This window comes from Tardiphaga sp. vice304, from assembly GCF_007018905.1.
Classification (GTDB): domain Bacteria; phylum Pseudomonadota; class Alphaproteobacteria; order Rhizobiales; family Xanthobacteraceae; genus Tardiphaga.
The window spans coordinates 4,794,299-4,810,087 of sequence record NZ_CP041402.1 but is presented as its reverse complement, the minus strand read 5'-3'; the positions used below and the strand labels follow the sequence as shown (position 1 = coordinate 4,810,087).

Here is a 15,789-nt window from a genome sequence, read left to right as displayed (position 1 = left end):
AACTTTTTGGTTTGCGTGAAGTAAATGTAGCTGGCTTGCTTAGGCTGTCCACGCCATCAGCCACACCGCGCGCCCCGACGAATTCACTTCCTCGCCGGTCTTCGCAAACCCGTTGCGCTCATAGAACCGGATCGCGCGAAAATTGTCGGCGTTGACCTTCAGCGTCACGCCGCCGGGCGACAATCGCTTGGCCTCATTGACCAGCGCGCGGCTGACGTCCGCGCCCCATTGCGCCGGGCTTACCACCAGCTGGTCGAGATAGCCGGTGTCGTCGATGGTCACGAAGCCGATCAGCGCGCCGTCCTGCTCGGCGACGACGATCTGCGCCACCGGCACCAGCTCGGTGCGCCAGCGCTCGCGCCACCAGTCGACGCGGGCGTCGAAGTCGATCGACGGGTAGGCCTGCCGCCAGGTCGTGAGCCACAGCGCGATCGACGCCTCTTGGTCGCTCTCGCGATAAAGGCGGAGCTTCACCTCTAGCGCTCCGTCAGCTTCAGCTCGATGCGGCGGTTGCGGCGATAGGCTTCCTCGGTCGTGGCGGTATCGAGCGGCTGGAATTCGGCGAAGCCGGCGGCCAGGAGGCGCTGCGGCGGCACGCCGAGCGATACCAGATATTGCACCACCGAGATCGCGCGCGCGCTCGACAGTTCCCAGTTCGACTTGAACAGCGGGCTGTTGAGGATCGGCCGCGAGTCGGTATGGCCATCGACCCGCATCACCCAGGCGATCTCGGCGGGGATCTGCTTGTCGAGATCGGTCAGCGCGCTGGCGACCTTGTCGAGCTCGGCCTTGCCTTCCGGCAGCAGCAGGGCCTGTCCGGCATCGAAGAACACTTCGGACTGGAACACGAAGCGGTCGCCGACGATGCGGATGTCCGGCCGGTTGCCCAGGATGGCGCGCAGCCGGCCGAAGAATTCCGAGCGGTAGCGCGACAGTTCCTGCACGCGCTGCGCCAGCGCCACGTTGAGCCGCTGGCCGAGATCGGCGATGCGGCTCTGCGATTCCTGGCCGCGCTTCTCCGAGGCATCGAGCGCGTCTTCGAGTGCGGCGAGCTGGCGGCGCAGCGCCGAGATCTGCTGGTTCAGCACCTCGACCAAAGCGGCTGCGCGCGCGGATAATTGCTTCTCGGAATCCAGCGCCTTGTTGAGTTCGGAGGCGCGGCCGGCAGCGTCGTTGCCGGCGCTGGCGAGGCCGTCATAGAGGCCCTTGACGCGGTCGCGCTCGGTCTGGGCGGCAGACAGGCCGGCGCGCATCTGCGACAGCTGGTCGTCCAGGTTGAGCTTGCCGAGCTTCTCCAGCGAGAGCAGATCGTTGAGCTGCGCGAGGCGCGCGGTGAGTTGCTCGAGCGCCTTGTCCTTGCCGTTGATTTCGTTGGACAGGAAGAACTGCACGACCAGAAACACCGACAGCAGGAACACGATCGACAGCACCAGCGTCGACAGCGCATCGACGAAGCCGGGCCAGTAGTTGAATTCCGAAGACGAGCGGCGTCCGCGCGCGAGGGCCATGTCAGTTCTTCTCGGGTTGGCGGGCGATGTGCTCGAGCAGCTTCTTGATCTCGCGGCTTTGTTCGCCCTGGCCGTCGGCCCATTCGCGGATCATTTCCTGCTCGGTACGCATATGCGCCACCAGGCTCTGGATCGCATCCGCCAGGTTGGCCATCGCCGCGGTGGTGCCGCGGTTGTTGCCGCCTTCCTCCATCGTCACGCGCAGTCGCTCGATGGCGTGCTGCAGGTCGCCGGAGGCGCCGGCGGCGCTCTCGCCGGAATATTCCTTCACGGTCGAGGCCAGCCAGTCTTCCAGATCGGTGTAGAAGCGGTTCTGCGCCTGACTCGACTGCAGGTCGAGGAAGCCGAGGATCAGCGAGCCGGCGAGGCCGAACAGCGACGACGAGAACGAGATGCCCATGCCGCCCAGCGGCGCGGCAAGGCCTTCCTTCAGCGTGTCGAACAGCGAGCCGGAATCGCCGCCGACCTTCAGCCCCTCGATCACTTTGCCGACCGAGCCGACGGTCTCGATCAGGCCCCAGAACGTGCCGAGCAGGCCGAGGAACACCAAGAGGCCGGTCATGTAGCGCGAGATGTCGCGGGCCTCGTCCAGCCGCGTAGCGATCGAATCCAGCAGGTGCCTCATGGTCTGCTGCGAGATCGACATCCGCCCCGAGCGTTCACCGCCCAGGATCGCCGCCATTGGCGCCAGCAGGGTCGGGCGCCTGTCGAGTGCCAGACCAGGATCCGAGATCCGGAAATTATTGACCCAGGACACTTCGGGATACAGCCGCACCACCTGCCGGAACGACAGGATGATGCCGATCACCAGCACGCCGCCGATCAGCGCGTTGAGGCCCGGATTGGCGAAGAACGCGGTCATGATCTGCTTGTAGAGCACCGTCATCACCAGCGCGCACAGCACCAGGAACACCACCATCCGCACCAGAAAGATCCGGGGCGAGGACAGCTTGGTCAGTTCGATCTCCATCGCGGAGCGGGAGGTTGGGCTTGGCGCCATGGGGAGGTCATCTTCCTCGGAGAAACGGATCAGATGCGCAATATGGCACAGCCGGGCGACAAAAAAAGATCGATACCGCTGGATCAGCCGCTGTCCCGCGGAACTTCAGGTTGAAACCCGGCTTGAACTGTAGCGTATTTGTCAGACACGCATAATTTCAGCCGCTTATCGGGACTTTCCATGACGATTTTGTATCTTGAGGCGCTGGCCTTGATCGCCGTGTCCATGTCGATCCTGATGGCGGGGGCCTGGCTGGTGCAACAACGCACGGGCAATTCGGGCTGGGTCGATACGATCTGGACGTTTTCGCTCGGCCTCGTCGGCGCCGGCTCGGCGCTGTGGCCGGTAGCAGGTGCCGCGCCAAGCGCCCGGCAGTGGCTGGTCGCAGCCCTGGTGGCGATCTGGTCGGTGCGGCTCGGCTCGCACATCGCCGCGCGCACGCGGGGGATCACCGACGATCCGCGCTACGCGGCGTTTGCTAAGGAGTGGGGCGTCGATTCGCCGAAGAAGATGTTCATGTTCCTTCAGAATCAGGCGTTCGCGTCGATCCCGCTGGTGTTCGCCATCTTCGTCGCAGCGCGCTTTCCCGATCCGGCGCTGCGATGGCAGGATGCACTCGGCGTGCTGATCCTGTTCGGCGGCATCGCCGGCGAGGCACTGTCCGATTCGCAGCTCAAGGCCTTTCGGAGCCAACCCGACAATAAGGGCAAGGTCTGCGATAGCGGGCTGTGGCGCTGGTCGCGGCATCCGAATTACTTCTTCGAATGGTTCGGCTGGCTGGCCTATCCGGTGATCGCTTTGTCGCTGGACTACCCATGGGGCTTTGCGACCTTGCTGGCGCCGTTGTTCATGTTCTGGATCCTGCGCTACGTCACCGGCGTGCCGCCGCTGGAAGCGCAGATGTTGAAATCGCGCGGCGACGCCTACAGGGCGTACCAGGACCGCACCAGCGTGTTCTTCCCGCTGCCGCCGAAGGAGGCCGTTCCATGAGCGTTGTCTCCCGCATCATCGGCACCGCCGAGCGTGTGCCTCTGCCGGACGCTTTGATCCGGGCCGGCATCCAGCAGCTTTGCTCGCGCACGGCCGAGAGGCTGGCACTGTCCGATGTCTCGACCGATGCGAGCTTTGCCGAATTGATGACGGTGCGCCGCATCGCCGAGCATACCGATGCGGCCAATGCGCAGCATTACGAAGTGCCGGCGGCGTTTTTTGCGCTGGTGCTGGGGCCGAACCGCAAATACTCGTCGTGCTTCTACAAGGAGCCCGAATCGACGCTGCAGGAGGCCGAGGAAGAGGCGCTGCGCCAGACCATCGAGCACGCCGACCTGGTGGATGGACAGAACATTCTCGAACTCGGTTGCGGCTGGGGCTCGCTGTCGCTGTCGATGGCGCGGCAGTTTCCCGGCGCTCACATCACCGCCGTCTCGAACTCGCACTCGCAGCGCGAATATATCGAAGCCGAAGCCGCGTCGCGCGGCATCGAAAATCTGCGGATCGTCACGCAAGACATGAACGTCTTCGAGCCCGGACAGACGTTCGATCGCATCGTCTCCGTGGAGATGTTCGAGCACATGATGAACTGGCGGGAGCTGCTGGCGCGCGTGCGATCGTGGCTGGCGCCGGAGGGCCGCTTCTTCATGCACATCTTCACGCATCGCTCGGGTACCTATCTGTTCGACCGCGCCGACCAGGACGACTGGATCGCGCAACACTTCTTCACCGGCGGCGTCATGCCGAGCCATCAACTGATCCGTCAGTACGAAGATCTGTTGGCCGTCGAGAAGGAGTGGCGCTGGAGCGGCGTGCATTACCAGCGCACGGCGCTCGACTGGCTTGCGAACTTTGATCGAAACCGTCGTGCGATCGAAAAAATCCTGCGCCCGGTCTATGGCCGCGACACCGCGCTCTGGATGCGACGCTGGCGCTGGTTCTTTTTGGCGACGGCGGGCCTGTTCGGCTACGCCGAGGGAAGCGAGTGGGGCGTCAGCCACTACCGGATGACCGCCGCTGACCCGAGTTCACGCAGGCACACGATCGCGTGAGTCATTGGAACTCGCTGTATAATCAAGCCGATAGGCCCATGTGGCATTGAGCCGCCGCCAAATCTGTTGCGCTGCAGCGCTTCTGATCTATCCTAAGCTATCAAGCAGGTTCGGAATATCCGGAAAAAGTCGCGATGGACACAGTCCGGCGGCTCCGTTGATGCATGTACGATCCTGAAATGGGAACCATACCGACGATGACGATATTCAACGCTCGCTCCGCAGGCCTGGCCTTCTTGCTGGCGGGTCTCGCGCCGCTGCTGGCAGGATGCGGTGAGCCAAAGCAGGCCGTTGCGTCGGCTCAGGCGACAGAGCCCGAAGTCAGCGTCGTGTCCGTCAAGCCGCAGGCGCGTTCGCTGATTCGTGAATTGCCAGGCCGGATCGCGCCGACCCGCGTAGCGGATGTTCGTCCGCGGGTCTCCGGTATCGTCGTCGAGCGCATGTTCCATCAGGGCAGCGTCGTGATGGCCGGCGAGCCGCTGTACCGGATCGATCCGAAGCCGTTCCAAGTCGAGTTGCAGGCCAGCGAGGCCGCACTGGCCAAGGCGACCGCCGCCTATGATCTGGCCGTACAGCAGGCCAACCGCATTACCACTTTGTTCAGCCAGAAGGCGGTATCCGAAGCCGAAAGCGAGAGAGCCGTCGGTGCCATGCGTCAGGCCGATGCCGAAATCGCCGGCCGCAAGGTCGACATTGCGCGCGCCAAGCTCAATCTCGATTACGCCACCATCCGCGCGCCGATCAGCGGCATCATCGGTGCGGCGCTGGTCTCCGAAGGCGCACTGGTGGTGCAGAACGAAAACACCAATCTGGCCACGATCCAGCAGCTCGATCCGATCTATGCCGACTTCACCCAGTCGGTCAGCGAGATGAACACGCTGCGTCGCGCCTTCGAGAGCGGCGACCTCGACCAGATCGCGGACGATGCCGCGCGCGTCCGCCTCGTACTCGACGATGGCCAGGTCTATCCGCTGCCGGGCAAGCTGTTGTTCTCCGAGGCCAAGGTCGATGCCTTCACCGGGCAGGTGACGCTGCGCGGCCAGTTCCCCAATCCGAAGCGGGAATTGCTGCCGGGCATGTATGTTCGCGTCAAGATCGAGCAGGGCATCGATACCGACTCGATTGCCGTTCCGCAGCAGGCGGTACAGCGCAACGGCGGCGGCGGCAGCGAGGTGTTCGTAGTCAAGGACGACGGCCATGTCGCCACGCAGGTGGTCCGCATGGGGCAGATCCAGGACGGTCAGTGGTTCGTGACCGAAGGCTTGAAGGGCGGCGAAAAAGTCGTCGTCGAGGGCTTCCAGAAGTTTGCACCGGGAGACAAAGTCAAGCCGATGCCGTGGCCGTTGGCCGAAACGGCCCATAACGCGGCGGCCGGCGATCAGCCGCGCGTAAAGCCCTGAGACCTGACAGATGGCTAATTTCTTTATCGACAGGCCGATTTTCGCCTGGGTCGTCGCGCTGTTCATCTGTCTGTTCGGCGCCATCGCGCTTCCGCAACTGCCGATCGCGCAATATCCGATCATTGCGCCGCCCTCGATCTCGATCTCGACCAGCTATCCCGGCGCATCGCCGGAGAATCTGTACAATTCAGTCACCCGGCTGATCGAGGAAGAGCTCAACGGCGCCGCCGGCATCCTGAATTTCGAATCGACGTCGGACTCGCTCGGCGCGGTCGAAATCATCGCGAACTTCGTGCCGGGCACCGATACCAGCCAGGCTTCCGTGGAAGTGCAGAACCGGCTCAAGCGCGTTGAAGCGCGATTGCCGCGGGCTGTCATTCAGCAGGGCATTCTGGTCGAGGAAGCCTCGGCGGCGGTGCTGAACATCATCACGCTGCGTTCCACCGACGGCAGCATGGACGAAGTCGGCCTCGGCGACTTCATGATCCGCAACGTGCTCGGCGAAATCCGCCGCATCCCGGGCGTCGGCCGCGCCTCACTTTATTCGACCGAGCGTTCGCTGCGCGTCTGGGTCGATCCGGCCCGGCTGGTCGGCTACAATCTGACCTCGGACGACGTCAACAAGGCGATCACCGCGCAGAACGCTCAGGTCGCGTCCGGTAGCGTCGGCGCCGAGCCGTCGACGGCGACCACCAAAACGTCGTCGCTGGTGCTGGTCAAAGGCCAGCTCTCCACACCGGAGGAATTCGGCGCCATCGTGCTGCGCGCCAATTCCGACGGCTCCACCGTGCGGCTGCGCGACGTCGCCCGCATCGAGATCGGTGGCCTGAGCTACCAGTTCACCACCCGGCTCGACGGCAAGCCGACCGCCGGCCTCTCGGTGCTGATGTCGCCCAAAGGCAACGCGCTCGCCACCGCCGCCGCCATCGAAGCCAAGATGAAGGATCTGTCGAACTTCTTCCCGGCCAATATCGCCTATGACATCCCCTATAACGTCACGCCGGTGGTCGAAGCCTCGATCGAGAAGGTGGTGCACACGCTGCTGGAGGCAGTCGCGCTCGTCTTCATCGTGATGTTCATCTTCCTGCAGAATTTCCGCTACACGCTGATCCCGACCATCGTGGTGCCGATCGCGCTGCTCGGCACCTGCACGATGCTGCTGCTGGCCGGCTACTCGATCAACATGCTGACCATGTTCGGCATGGTGCTGGCGGTCGGTATTCTGGTCGATGACGCCATCGTCGTCGTCGAGAACGTCGAACGCATCATGAGCGAGGAGGGGCTTCCGCCGAAGGAAGCCACCAAGAAGGCCATGGGCCAGATCTCCGGCGCGATCATCGGCGTGACGCTGGTGATGATCGGCGTGTTCGTGCCGATGGCGTTCTTCCCGGGCTCGGTCGGCATCATCTACCGGCAGTTTTCCGTCACCATGGTGGCGTCGATCGGGTTCTCTGCGCTGTTGGCGCTGTCCTTGACGCCGGCGCTGTGCGCCACCTTCCTGAAGCCGATCAAGGAAGGCCACGGTCACGCCAAGAAGGGCGTGTTCGGCTGGTTCAACCGCAAGCTCGATGCCACCCGCGATGGCTATTCGCGGACGGTGGGCTGGTCGATCCAGCGCACCGGACGCCTGCTGATCGTCTACGTCGCGCTGCTGGTCGGCCTGACCTGGGGCTTCATGCGGATGCCCGGCGGCTTCCTGCCGATCGACGATCAGGGCTTCATCACCACCGACGTGCAGACGCCGTCGGATTCCTCGTTCGCCCGCACCGAGGGCGCGATCGAGAAGGTCGAAGCCTATCTGGCCAAGCGCTCCGGCATCGAGAGCGTCGTGTTCCTGACCGGCTTCAGCTTCCTCGGTCAGGGCATGAACACCGCGCAGGCCTTCATCACCTTGAAGGACTGGTCGGAGCGTCCGCCCGGTGACTCCGCCGCGGCCCTCGTCGACGACATCAACCGCGAATTGTCGTCGATCCGCGATGCCAAGATTTCGGCGCTGCAGCCGCCGCCGATCGACAACCTCGGTAATTCCTCGGGCTTCAGCTTCCGTCTGCAGGATCGGGGACAAAAGGGGCTGGTCGCGCTCAACGCCGCGTCCGACAAGCTGATCGCCGACGCCAACGCCAGCCCGGTGCTGCAGAAGGTGTTCGTCGAAGGCCTGCCGCCGGCGCCGCTGGTCAATCTGATGATCGACCGCGAAAAGGCCGGCGCCTTCGGCGTCACCTTCGAGGACATCAACTCCACGATTTCGACCAACCTCGGCTCGAACTACATCAACGACTTCCCGAACCGCGGCCGCATGCAGCGCGTCGTGGTGCAGTCGGAAGCTGCCAACCGGATGAACGCGACCGACATCCTGAACTACAACGTCAAGAACAGCCGCGGGCAGCTCGTTCCGTTCTCGTCGTTCGCCACCGTGGAGTGGGCAAAGGGGCCGACCCAGATCGCCGGCTTCAATTTCTATCCGGCGGTCCGCATCTCCGGTGAAGCGCGTCCGGGCTTCACCTCGGGCGACGCGATTGCCGAGATGGAACGCCTCGCCCGTCTGCTGCCGCGCGGCTTCGGTTTCGAATGGACCGGCCAGTCACTGCAGGAAAAGCTGTCGGGCTCGCAGGCGCCGTTCCTGCTCGCGCTGTCGGCGCTGGTGGTGTTCCTGGTGCTCGCCGCGCTCTATGAGAGCTGGACGATCCCGATGGCGGTGTTGATGACGGTGCCGCTCGGCATCTGTGGCGCTGTGCTGGCCGCGACGTTGCGCGGGTTGCCGAACGACGTCTACTTCACGGTGGGTCTGATCACGATCATCGGTCTGGCGGCGAAGAACGCGATTCTGATTATCGAATTCGCCAAGGATCTGCGCGCCGGTGGCAAATCGCTGATCGATGCCACGATGGAAGCCTGTTATCTGCGCTTCCGCCCGATCGTGATGACGGGCCTGGCGTTCATCTGCGGCGTGCTCCCGATGGTGTTCGCCAGCGGTGCTGGCGGCAAGAGCCAGAATGCGCTGGGCACCTCGGTGACCGGCGGCATGATCGCCGTGGTGATCCTGGCGCTGTTGATGGTGCCGGTGTTCTTCGTCTCGATCCAGCGGCTGTTCTCGCCGGACAAGGCCAGGGAAACGACTCCGCCAGCCGACGCATCGCCAGTGCCGCCGCACGCCGTTCCGCACTAAACGCGCCACGAGCCGTTCCCGCCTTCGCGGGGACGGCTCGTAAAGCGGCCTCACGAAACCCCCGAGCTCGTCCCACATCGCATCGACCCACGCGATCACCGCCGGGTCCATTGCGAGCACCTCGCCCCACGGCCGCGAGGTCTCGGCGCCGATCTTGTTGGTCGCATCGATGCCCATCTTGCCGCCGAGGCCGGATTTCGGCGAGGCGAAGTCGAGATAGTCGATCGGGGTGTCGCTGACCACGACCAGGTCGCGCGACGGGTCGGAGCGCGTCGATACCGCCCACATCACGTCGGTCCAGTCGCGCACGTTGATGTCGTCATCGACGAGTCCACCACGGTCGGCGCCTACCGCAAGGCATGGCGATGACGGGGACGTTGGTAGGTGAAGCAATGAGTTCAAACATGCAATTGACGCTCGGACCGGTGCTGTTCAACTGGAAGCCCGACGAGTGGCGCGATTTCTATTATCGTATCGCGGAGGAAGCGGCGGTCGATACCGTGGTGATCGGCGAGATCATCTGCTCGAAGCGCTCGCCGTTCCTCAAGGATCACATGCCGTCGGCGGTGGCCCGGCTCCTGGCCTGCGGCAAGCAGGTCATCCTCGGCGCGCTGACGCTGATGTCGCTGCCGCGCGAGCGCAAGCAGATGGTCGAACTGGCCGACGTCACCGCCCTGCAGATGGAAATGAACGACATCTCCGTGCTCGGCCTGCTGGCCGGACGGCCGCATGCGATCGGGCCGTATGTCAATGTCTACAACGAGGCGGCGGCGAACTATTTTGCCTCGCGCGGCGCGGCGCGGTGCGGATCTGCCTGCCGCCGGAATTGCCGATGACGTCGATCCGGACCATCGCCGCGGCCCTGCCGGACGTTACTTTCGAAGTGTTCGGTTTCGGCCGTGCGCCGCTGGCCATCTCGGCGCGCTGCTATCATGCCCTCCTGCATGATCTCACGAAGGATAGTTGCCGCTTCGTCTGCGAGCAGAATCCGGACGGGCTGGCGGTATCGACATTCGACGACGAGCCGTTTGTGGGAGAGGGTGGATCGAACCGCGCAGCGGTTCGAGACGGGTGAGGGGAGCCACAAGCTCCGAGCTCCGCAGGCCCCCTCATCCGTCACGGCCTGCGGCCGTGCCACCTTCTCCCACAAGGGGAGAAGGAAGAAAGAGCCCACACTCGCCGCTGCTTAGAGCGGCTTCAAAATTTTCGTCAATTCGCCGTTCACGAATTCATTGCCGCACACGATGTTGCCGGTCTTCAGCACGTCGCCGCCATGGATGTCGCCGACGGTGCCGCCGGCTTCCTTGATCAGCACGATGCCGGCCGCGATATCCCAGGGCTGCAAATTGCGCTCCCAGTAGCCATCCAGACGACCGGCGGCAACGAAAGCGAGATCCAGCGATGCCGCACCGAAGCGGCGCAGACCGGCGACCTTCGGCTGCAGCGCCGACATTTCGCGGCGCGACAACTCATGGTCGCCGCGGCCGATATGCGGCAGGCCGCAGGCGATGACGCATTCGTTGAGTTGCTTGCGGCCGGCGACGCGCAGGCGGCTATCGTTGAGGAACGCGCCCGACCCCTTCTCGGCCATGTAGAGCTCGTCGTTGGCGGGATTGTAGATCAGGCCGGCGATGGCGACGCCCTCGCGCAGCAACCCGATCGAGACCGCGAAATGCGGAATGCCGTGCAGGAAGTTGGTGGTGCCATCGAGCGGATCGACGACCCACATGTGGCTCTTGTCGGTGCCTTCGCGGTTGCCGCCTTCCTCGCCGAGGAAGCCGTAGCCGGGGCGCGCCTTGTTGAGGTCGGTGTAGAGCATTTCCTCGGCGCGCTTGTCGGCGAGGCTGACGAAATTCGCGGGGCCCTTCATCGAGACCTGCAGATTCTCGACCTCGCCGAGGTCGCGCTTGAGGCTGCGGCCGGCGCGGCGCGCGGCTTTCACCATGACGTTCATCAGGGCTGAATTGATCATGATTGCGCTCGGTGACCTGAAAGGTCAGGTCTCAATTGGAAGGACAGGGGATTTGCTGGGCGATGGGTGCCCTGCAAGCGGGCGAAGGTCAAGGGCCGATCATTTCGGGCTGGTCGGGCTGCCCAGCCATTTGCGGGCGGCGTCCTGCGCCTTGGTCCGGTCCTCCGGCGTGGCATTGGCCAGCGCCTCGTCGAGGAACAGGTCGCCCTTGCCGGCGGTCTTGGCGACGATGTGCCATTTCAGCCCCTCGATCCTGTCGGCGGCGTCGGCGCGGTTGACCAGTACCCGCGCCAGCCGGTTCTGGGCGATCGGGCTGTTCTGTTTCGACGCCTTGCGCAGCAGCGCGACGGCGCCGGCCTCGTTCTTCGGTGTCCCGGTGCCGTTGTAGAGCGCAATGGCGTATTCGACGGAGGCATCAACATTGTCGGCCAAGGCTGCGGCCTGCAGCAGCCGGACGGCCTTGTCGAGGTTCTTCTCGACGCCGGTGCCTTCCTTGTAGAACGTCGCCAGCGCGTATTGCGCTTCCGGGTTGCCGGCATCGGCCGCCACCCGCAGCAGTTCGGCGGCGCGCTTGAGGTCCTGCGGAAAGGTCTGGCCGTCGAGATAGAGCAGCGCGAGATTATAGGCCGCCTTGGGATTGCCGAGCTTGGCGGAGGAGGCGAGCCATTTGGCGCCTTCCTCGCGGTTGCCGGTCTTGCCGCGATCGGACAATCGCAGCATGGCCAGCGCAAACATGCCCTCGCGGTCGCCGCGCTCGGCGGCGCGCTGATACCACTCCGCCGCCTTGGCATAGTCGCGCTTGACGCCCATCGCGTTGGAATAGAGCTCGCCGAGCATCGTCATCGCCTTGGGGTCGTTGTTCTCCTGGGCGCGCTGGGTGGCGAGGTCGAAGGCGGTCTTGTACTGGCCGCGCTGATAGGCGCCGTAGACCAGATCGAGGTTGGGGTCGGTCGGTGAGGCGGCCGCGGGCTCGGCCGGCTTGGCGGGGGCGGCCTTCTTGGCGGCGGCAGCCGGCGCCTTCGCAGCAGGCGGCGTTGCCTTGGGCGGCGCTTTCGGGGGCGCGGCCTTGGCCGGTGCCTTCGGCGGTGCCTGGGCGGACGGCGGCGTCAGCGAGATCTGCGCTGCCGCGGGGGCAATCGCGAGCGCGCATCCGGCCCAGAGTGTGAGGCAACGCAGAACCTTCATTCCGGCGTCATTCCTGCTCGGCAGCGGCTTTGGCGGAAACCGCGGCATAACCCTGCTTGATCGCTGCTTCGGCGTCCAGCAGCGCCGCTGCGGGCCCGCGCGGGTCGTCCCAGATCATGTCGCCGACCAGCACGAAATCGGCGCCGGCGGCGGCGAATTCGCGGACCTCGTCCAGCGTGGCGGCATAGCCGACGCAAGGCGGCTCGAACAATTCGGTCCACCACTGCAGCCGTTCGGCGATCGCTTCTACCGAGGGTCGTTCGCCATTGGCGTCGGGCTCGCCGAACAGCACGTAATCGACGCCGGCTTCGCCCGCCGCCATCGAATCGTGCCGCGTCGGCAGTCCGCCGACCCCGGCGATCCAATCGGGCTTCAGCGACGGCATCGCATCTTCCAACGCTTCGATGCCATCCAGATGGGCGCCGTCGGCGCCGGCACGCGCGACCAGTTCGGCATGGCCATCGATCAGGAGCGCCGCGCCGCTCGGCTGGATCGCAGGGGCCAGTGCCTTGATGCGCGAGATCATGGTGCGCTGGTCGGTGGTCTTCAGCCGCACCAGTACCGCGGCCACGTCGGCCTTTTTCAGCAGCGCTGGCAACATGCCAATCAGCGCCGCGGGGTCTTCCAGCAGCGGGGTTGCGAGATAGAGCCGGGGCGCGGGCGGCGGTGGAACGGGCTTGGCCAAGACTATGCTGCCTTCTTCGTTTCTTGATCCGCCGTCCATTCGCCCTTGCTGGCGAGTGAATTCATGCGGGCGCGGTGGGTGAAAGCCTGCTGGCCGGCGGCGACGTTTTCCGTCTTGCCGGCCCACGCCTTCTGCGGCGCGGCCTGCAGCGCGCGACCATAGGAGAAGGTCAGCGGCCACGGCAACCCGCCGATTCGGTTCATGGCGTCGAGATGCGCGGTGGCGTCTTCACCGGACTGGCCGCCGGACAGGAAGGCGATGCCGGGCACCGCTGCCGGCACGCAGTTCTTCAACATTCGGACGGTCTTCTCGGCGACTTCCGCGATGCTCGCCTGCGTGGGCGATTTCTTCCCGGGGATCGCCATGTTCGGCTTCAGCACGATGCCTTCCAGCGCGACGCGCTGCAGGCGCAATTCCTGGAAGGTCTTGTTGAGCACGCGCGTGGTGATCTCGACGCAGCGATCAATGTCGTGGTCGCCGTCCATCAGCACTTCCGGCTCGACGATCGGCACGATCTGCGCCTGCTGGCACAGCGCTGCATAGCGCGCCAGCGCATGTGCGTTGACGGAGATCGCCGTCATGCTGGGAATGCCGTGCCCGATATCGATCACCGCGCGCCATTTCGCAAAGCGCGCACCGCGCTTGTAGTATTTTGCCAGCCGTTCGGCGAGGCGGTCGATGCCAACGGTGACCAGTTCGCCGGGACAGTTCGGCAGCGCCTGGGTGCCCTCATCGACCTTGATGCCGGGGATCGCGCCGGCCTGTTCGATCAGTTTCACTAGCGGCGTGCCGTCGGCGGCGTCCTGCCAGATCGTCTCGTCGTACAAGATGACGCCGGAGATGAAGTTCGACATCGCGTCTTTCGAACGAAACATCATCTCGCGATAGTCGCGGCGGGAGTTCTCAGTCGACTCCACGCCTATCGCATCGAAGCGCTTCTTGATGGTGCCGCCCGACTCGTCCGCCGCCAGCAGCCCCTTGCCGGGAGCCGTCATGGCGCGGGCGATTTTGTTCAGATCGGCAAGGTTCATCGGATGTCCTGTCGGCGGAAGTCTTGAAGGCGAAAGGTGACGGATGTCAGGCAAAGCCAAGGAAAGCGGCAAGGGCGCGGTCCACCGATGCCATTCCTTCATCGGAAAGCTCACCGATCCGATCGCCAATCTTGCCGATTCCAACGCTAACGATCTTATCGACCATAATTTGAGATGGAAGCCTGAGCCCATTCGCGGCGTCTGGATCAACGTCGATACGCAACGCGGGTACGCTGCGCAAGTCACTGGTGAGCGGGAGCACCGTCAGTGAAGGGATGCCGGAGAAACGATCCGCTTGGACAATCAGTGCGGGTCTTGGCTTACCGTAGTCGCCCGGGATGACGACCGACACTATTTCGCCTCGTCTCACTTCCAGCCTTCAGCGTCGAACAGTTGCTCAATCTCGGCCAAGATCTGCTGTTCTTGCGGATCGTTCCTCAGGATCAGGCACTGCCTGCGGATATCTTCCGCATAACCAGGCGCATTTACATCCGGCACCCAGATGGTCACCGGCTTGAGGCCGGCGGCCTTCATCTTTTCGCGGTGCTTGCGCACGCGCCTGGCTCCATCGGACATGGCCGACCTCCACACGTTACATGTAACGTATGGCAGGTCGGCCGGACGTTCAATAACGAACCGGGAAGATCAGGCGATCTTGGCCGCCAGTTCGCCGGAAGCGTAGCGCTTGGCCATGTCGGCGGTGGTGTGGATGGTCTTGAACTTGCCTGCCTGTCCAGCCGTGTTGAACTCCTGCAGGCGCTGCTTGCACAGCTTGACCATCGCCTCCATCGCCGGCTTCAGATATTTGCGCGGATCGAATTCTTCCGGATGCTCCGAAAGGATCTTGCGGATCTGGCCGGTCATCGCCATCCGGTTGTCGGTGTCGATGTTGATCTTGCGCACGCCATGCTTGATGCCGCGCTGGATCTCCGAGACCGGCACGCCCCAGGTCGGCTTCATCTTGCCGCCGAATTTGTTGATGATCTCCTGCAGGTCCTGCGGTACCGAGGAGGATCCGTGCATCACCAGATGGGTGTTGGGCAGCTTGCGGTGGATTTCCTCGATCACGCCCATCGCGAGGATGTCGCCGTCCGGCTTGCGGGTGAATTTGTAGGCGCCGTGCGAGGTGCCCATGGCGATCGCCAGCGCATCGACCTGGGTTTCCTTGACGAACTTCACAGCCTCGTCGGGATTGGTCAGCAGCTGGTCGTGCGACAGCTTGCCTTCGGCGCCGTGGCCGTCTTCGGCCTCGCCCATGCCGCTCTCCAGCGAGCCCAGCACGCCGAGCTCGCCCTCGACCGAGATGCCGCCGAGATGCGCCATGTCGGTCACCGTCTTGGTGACGCCGACATTGTAGTCCCAGTCGGCCGGGGTCTTGCCGTCGGCTTTCAGCGAGCCGTCCATCATCACCGAGGTGAAGCCGGCCTGGATCGCCGTCATGCAGGTCGCAGGTCCATTGCCATGGTCGAGATGCACGCAGACCGGGATCTGCGGATAGATTTCGGTGACGGCGTCCATCATGTGCTTGAGCATGATGTCGTTGGCATAGGAGCGGGCGCCGCGCGAGGCCTGGATGATCACCGGCGCGTCCACGCTGGATGCCGCCTCCATGATCGCCAGCGCCTGTTCCATATTGTTGATGTTGAAGGCGGGGACGCCGTAGTCGTGTTCCGCGGCATGATCGAGCAACTGACGCAACGTGATGCGGGCCATGGGAACTCCTTGCGAGGTAAGAACGGTGCTGTCGATCCGTGGGACCAACGGTCTGAAATGGTCACCGCTCTTAACGCGACAGACGCA

General features: G+C 64.2%; 14 protein-coding genes and 2 pseudogenes. 5 read left to right on the top strand and 11 right to left on the bottom strand.

Annotation, left to right across the window (positions count from 1 at the left end; genetic code table 11):
* Positions 1-39: 39 nt before the first annotated feature.
* Genes FNL56_RS22980 through FNL56_RS22970 form a run of 3 tightly spaced genes read right to left on the bottom strand, consistent with a single transcriptional unit; the run spans position 40 to position 2,508 of the window.
* Positions 40-474, bottom strand: a complete 435-nt coding sequence (locus FNL56_RS22980; protein ID WP_143575164.1) for a GNAT family N-acetyltransferase — start codon at positions 472-474, stop codon at positions 40-42.
* 2 nt (positions 475-476) lie between these two features.
* Positions 477-1,508 (bottom strand): peptidoglycan -binding protein, encoded by a 1,032-nt coding sequence (locus FNL56_RS22975; protein ID WP_143575163.1) that lies wholly within the window; start codon positions 1,506-1,508, stop codon positions 477-479.
* 1 nt (position 1,509) lies between these two features.
* Entirely contained in the window at positions 1,510-2,508 is a 999-nt protein-coding gene (locus tag FNL56_RS22970; RefSeq protein WP_143575162.1) for a flagellar motor protein MotA, read from the bottom strand.
* Positions 2,509-2,688: 180 nt separating this feature from the next.
* On the opposite strand from FNL56_RS22970, the gene FNL56_RS22965 reads away from it, so the two are divergent.
* The 4 genes from FNL56_RS22965 to FNL56_RS22950 all read left to right on the top strand — a co-directional run bounded on the left by FNL56_RS22965 (position 2,689) and on the right by FNL56_RS22950 (position 9,116).
* Positions 2,689-3,498 (top strand): DUF1295 domain-containing protein, encoded by an 810-nt coding sequence (locus FNL56_RS22965; protein ID WP_143575161.1) that lies wholly within the window; start codon positions 2,689-2,691, stop codon positions 3,496-3,498.
* Entirely contained in the window at positions 3,495-4,550 is a 1,056-nt protein-coding gene (locus FNL56_RS22960) for an SAM-dependent methyltransferase (RefSeq protein WP_143575160.1), read from the top strand. Before FNL56_RS22965 ends, FNL56_RS22960 begins: the two co-directional genes overlap by 4 nt.
* A 197-nt stretch (positions 4,551-4,747) precedes the next feature.
* On the top strand, positions 4,748-5,950 hold the full coding sequence (locus FNL56_RS22955) for an efflux RND transporter periplasmic adaptor subunit (protein ID WP_143576327.1): 1,203 nt from the start codon (positions 4,748-4,750) through the stop codon (positions 5,948-5,950).
* A 10-nt stretch (positions 5,951-5,960) separates the two neighbouring features.
* The gene (locus tag FNL56_RS22950; protein WP_143575159.1) at positions 5,961-9,116 is read left to right on the top strand and encodes a multidrug efflux RND transporter permease subunit; all 3,156 of its coding nucleotides are present in this window, start codon (positions 5,961-5,963) and stop codon (positions 9,114-9,116) included.
* A gap of 60 nt (positions 9,117-9,176) precedes the next feature.
* Here the strand turns inward: FNL56_RS22950 and FNL56_RS22945 are convergent.
* Positions 9,177-9,446: pseudogene (locus FNL56_RS22945) on the bottom strand (UbiD family decarboxylase); the annotation flags it as partial.
* Positions 9,447-9,520: 74 nt separating this feature from the next.
* Here FNL56_RS22945 and FNL56_RS28515 point away from each other — a divergent pair.
* Positions 9,521-10,161 (top strand): annotated as a pseudogene (locus tag FNL56_RS28515) (U32 family peptidase); the annotation flags it as partial.
* 141 nt (positions 10,162-10,302) lie between these two features.
* On the opposite strand, the gene FNL56_RS22935 reads toward FNL56_RS28515, so the two are convergent.
* From FNL56_RS22935 to fba, 7 genes are all read right to left on the bottom strand, one after another.
* Complete coding sequence (locus FNL56_RS22935; RefSeq protein ID WP_143575158.1) at positions 10,303-11,088, bottom strand: inositol monophosphatase family protein; 786 nt, start codon at positions 11,086-11,088, stop codon at positions 10,303-10,305.
* A gap of 99 nt (positions 11,089-11,187) precedes the next feature.
* Positions 11,188-12,273, bottom strand: coding sequence for a tetratricopeptide repeat protein (locus FNL56_RS22930; protein WP_143575157.1), 1,086 nt, complete (start codon positions 12,271-12,273; stop codon positions 11,188-11,190).
* Positions 12,274-12,280: 7 nt separating this feature from the next.
* Entirely contained in the window at positions 12,281-12,997 is a 717-nt protein-coding gene (locus tag FNL56_RS22925; protein WP_143575156.1) for a thiamine phosphate synthase, read from the bottom strand.
* On the bottom strand, positions 12,961-13,989 hold the full coding sequence (locus tag FNL56_RS22920; RefSeq protein ID WP_143575155.1) for a class I fructose-bisphosphate aldolase: 1,029 nt from the start codon (positions 13,987-13,989) through the stop codon (positions 12,961-12,963). The genes FNL56_RS22925 and FNL56_RS22920 overlap by 37 nt, the downstream gene beginning before the upstream one ends.
* A 46-nt stretch (positions 13,990-14,035) precedes the next feature.
* Positions 14,036-14,359 carry a type II toxin-antitoxin system PemK/MazF family toxin gene (locus tag FNL56_RS22915; protein ID WP_143575154.1) on the bottom strand — a complete coding sequence of 108 codons (324 nt, stop codon included), beginning with the start codon at positions 14,357-14,359 and terminating at the stop codon, positions 14,036-14,038.
* Entirely contained in the window at positions 14,356-14,565 is a 210-nt protein-coding gene (locus FNL56_RS22910; RefSeq protein WP_143575153.1) for an antitoxin MazE family protein, read from the bottom strand. The genes FNL56_RS22915 and FNL56_RS22910 overlap by 4 nt, the downstream gene beginning before the upstream one ends.
* Positions 14,566-14,634: 69 nt before the next feature.
* Positions 14,635-15,702: a class II fructose-bisphosphate aldolase gene (gene fba, locus FNL56_RS22905; protein WP_143578313.1), complete on the bottom strand. Its 1,068-nt coding sequence runs from the start codon at positions 15,700-15,702 to the stop codon at positions 14,635-14,637.
* Between the last annotated feature and the right edge of the window lie 87 nt (positions 15,703-15,789).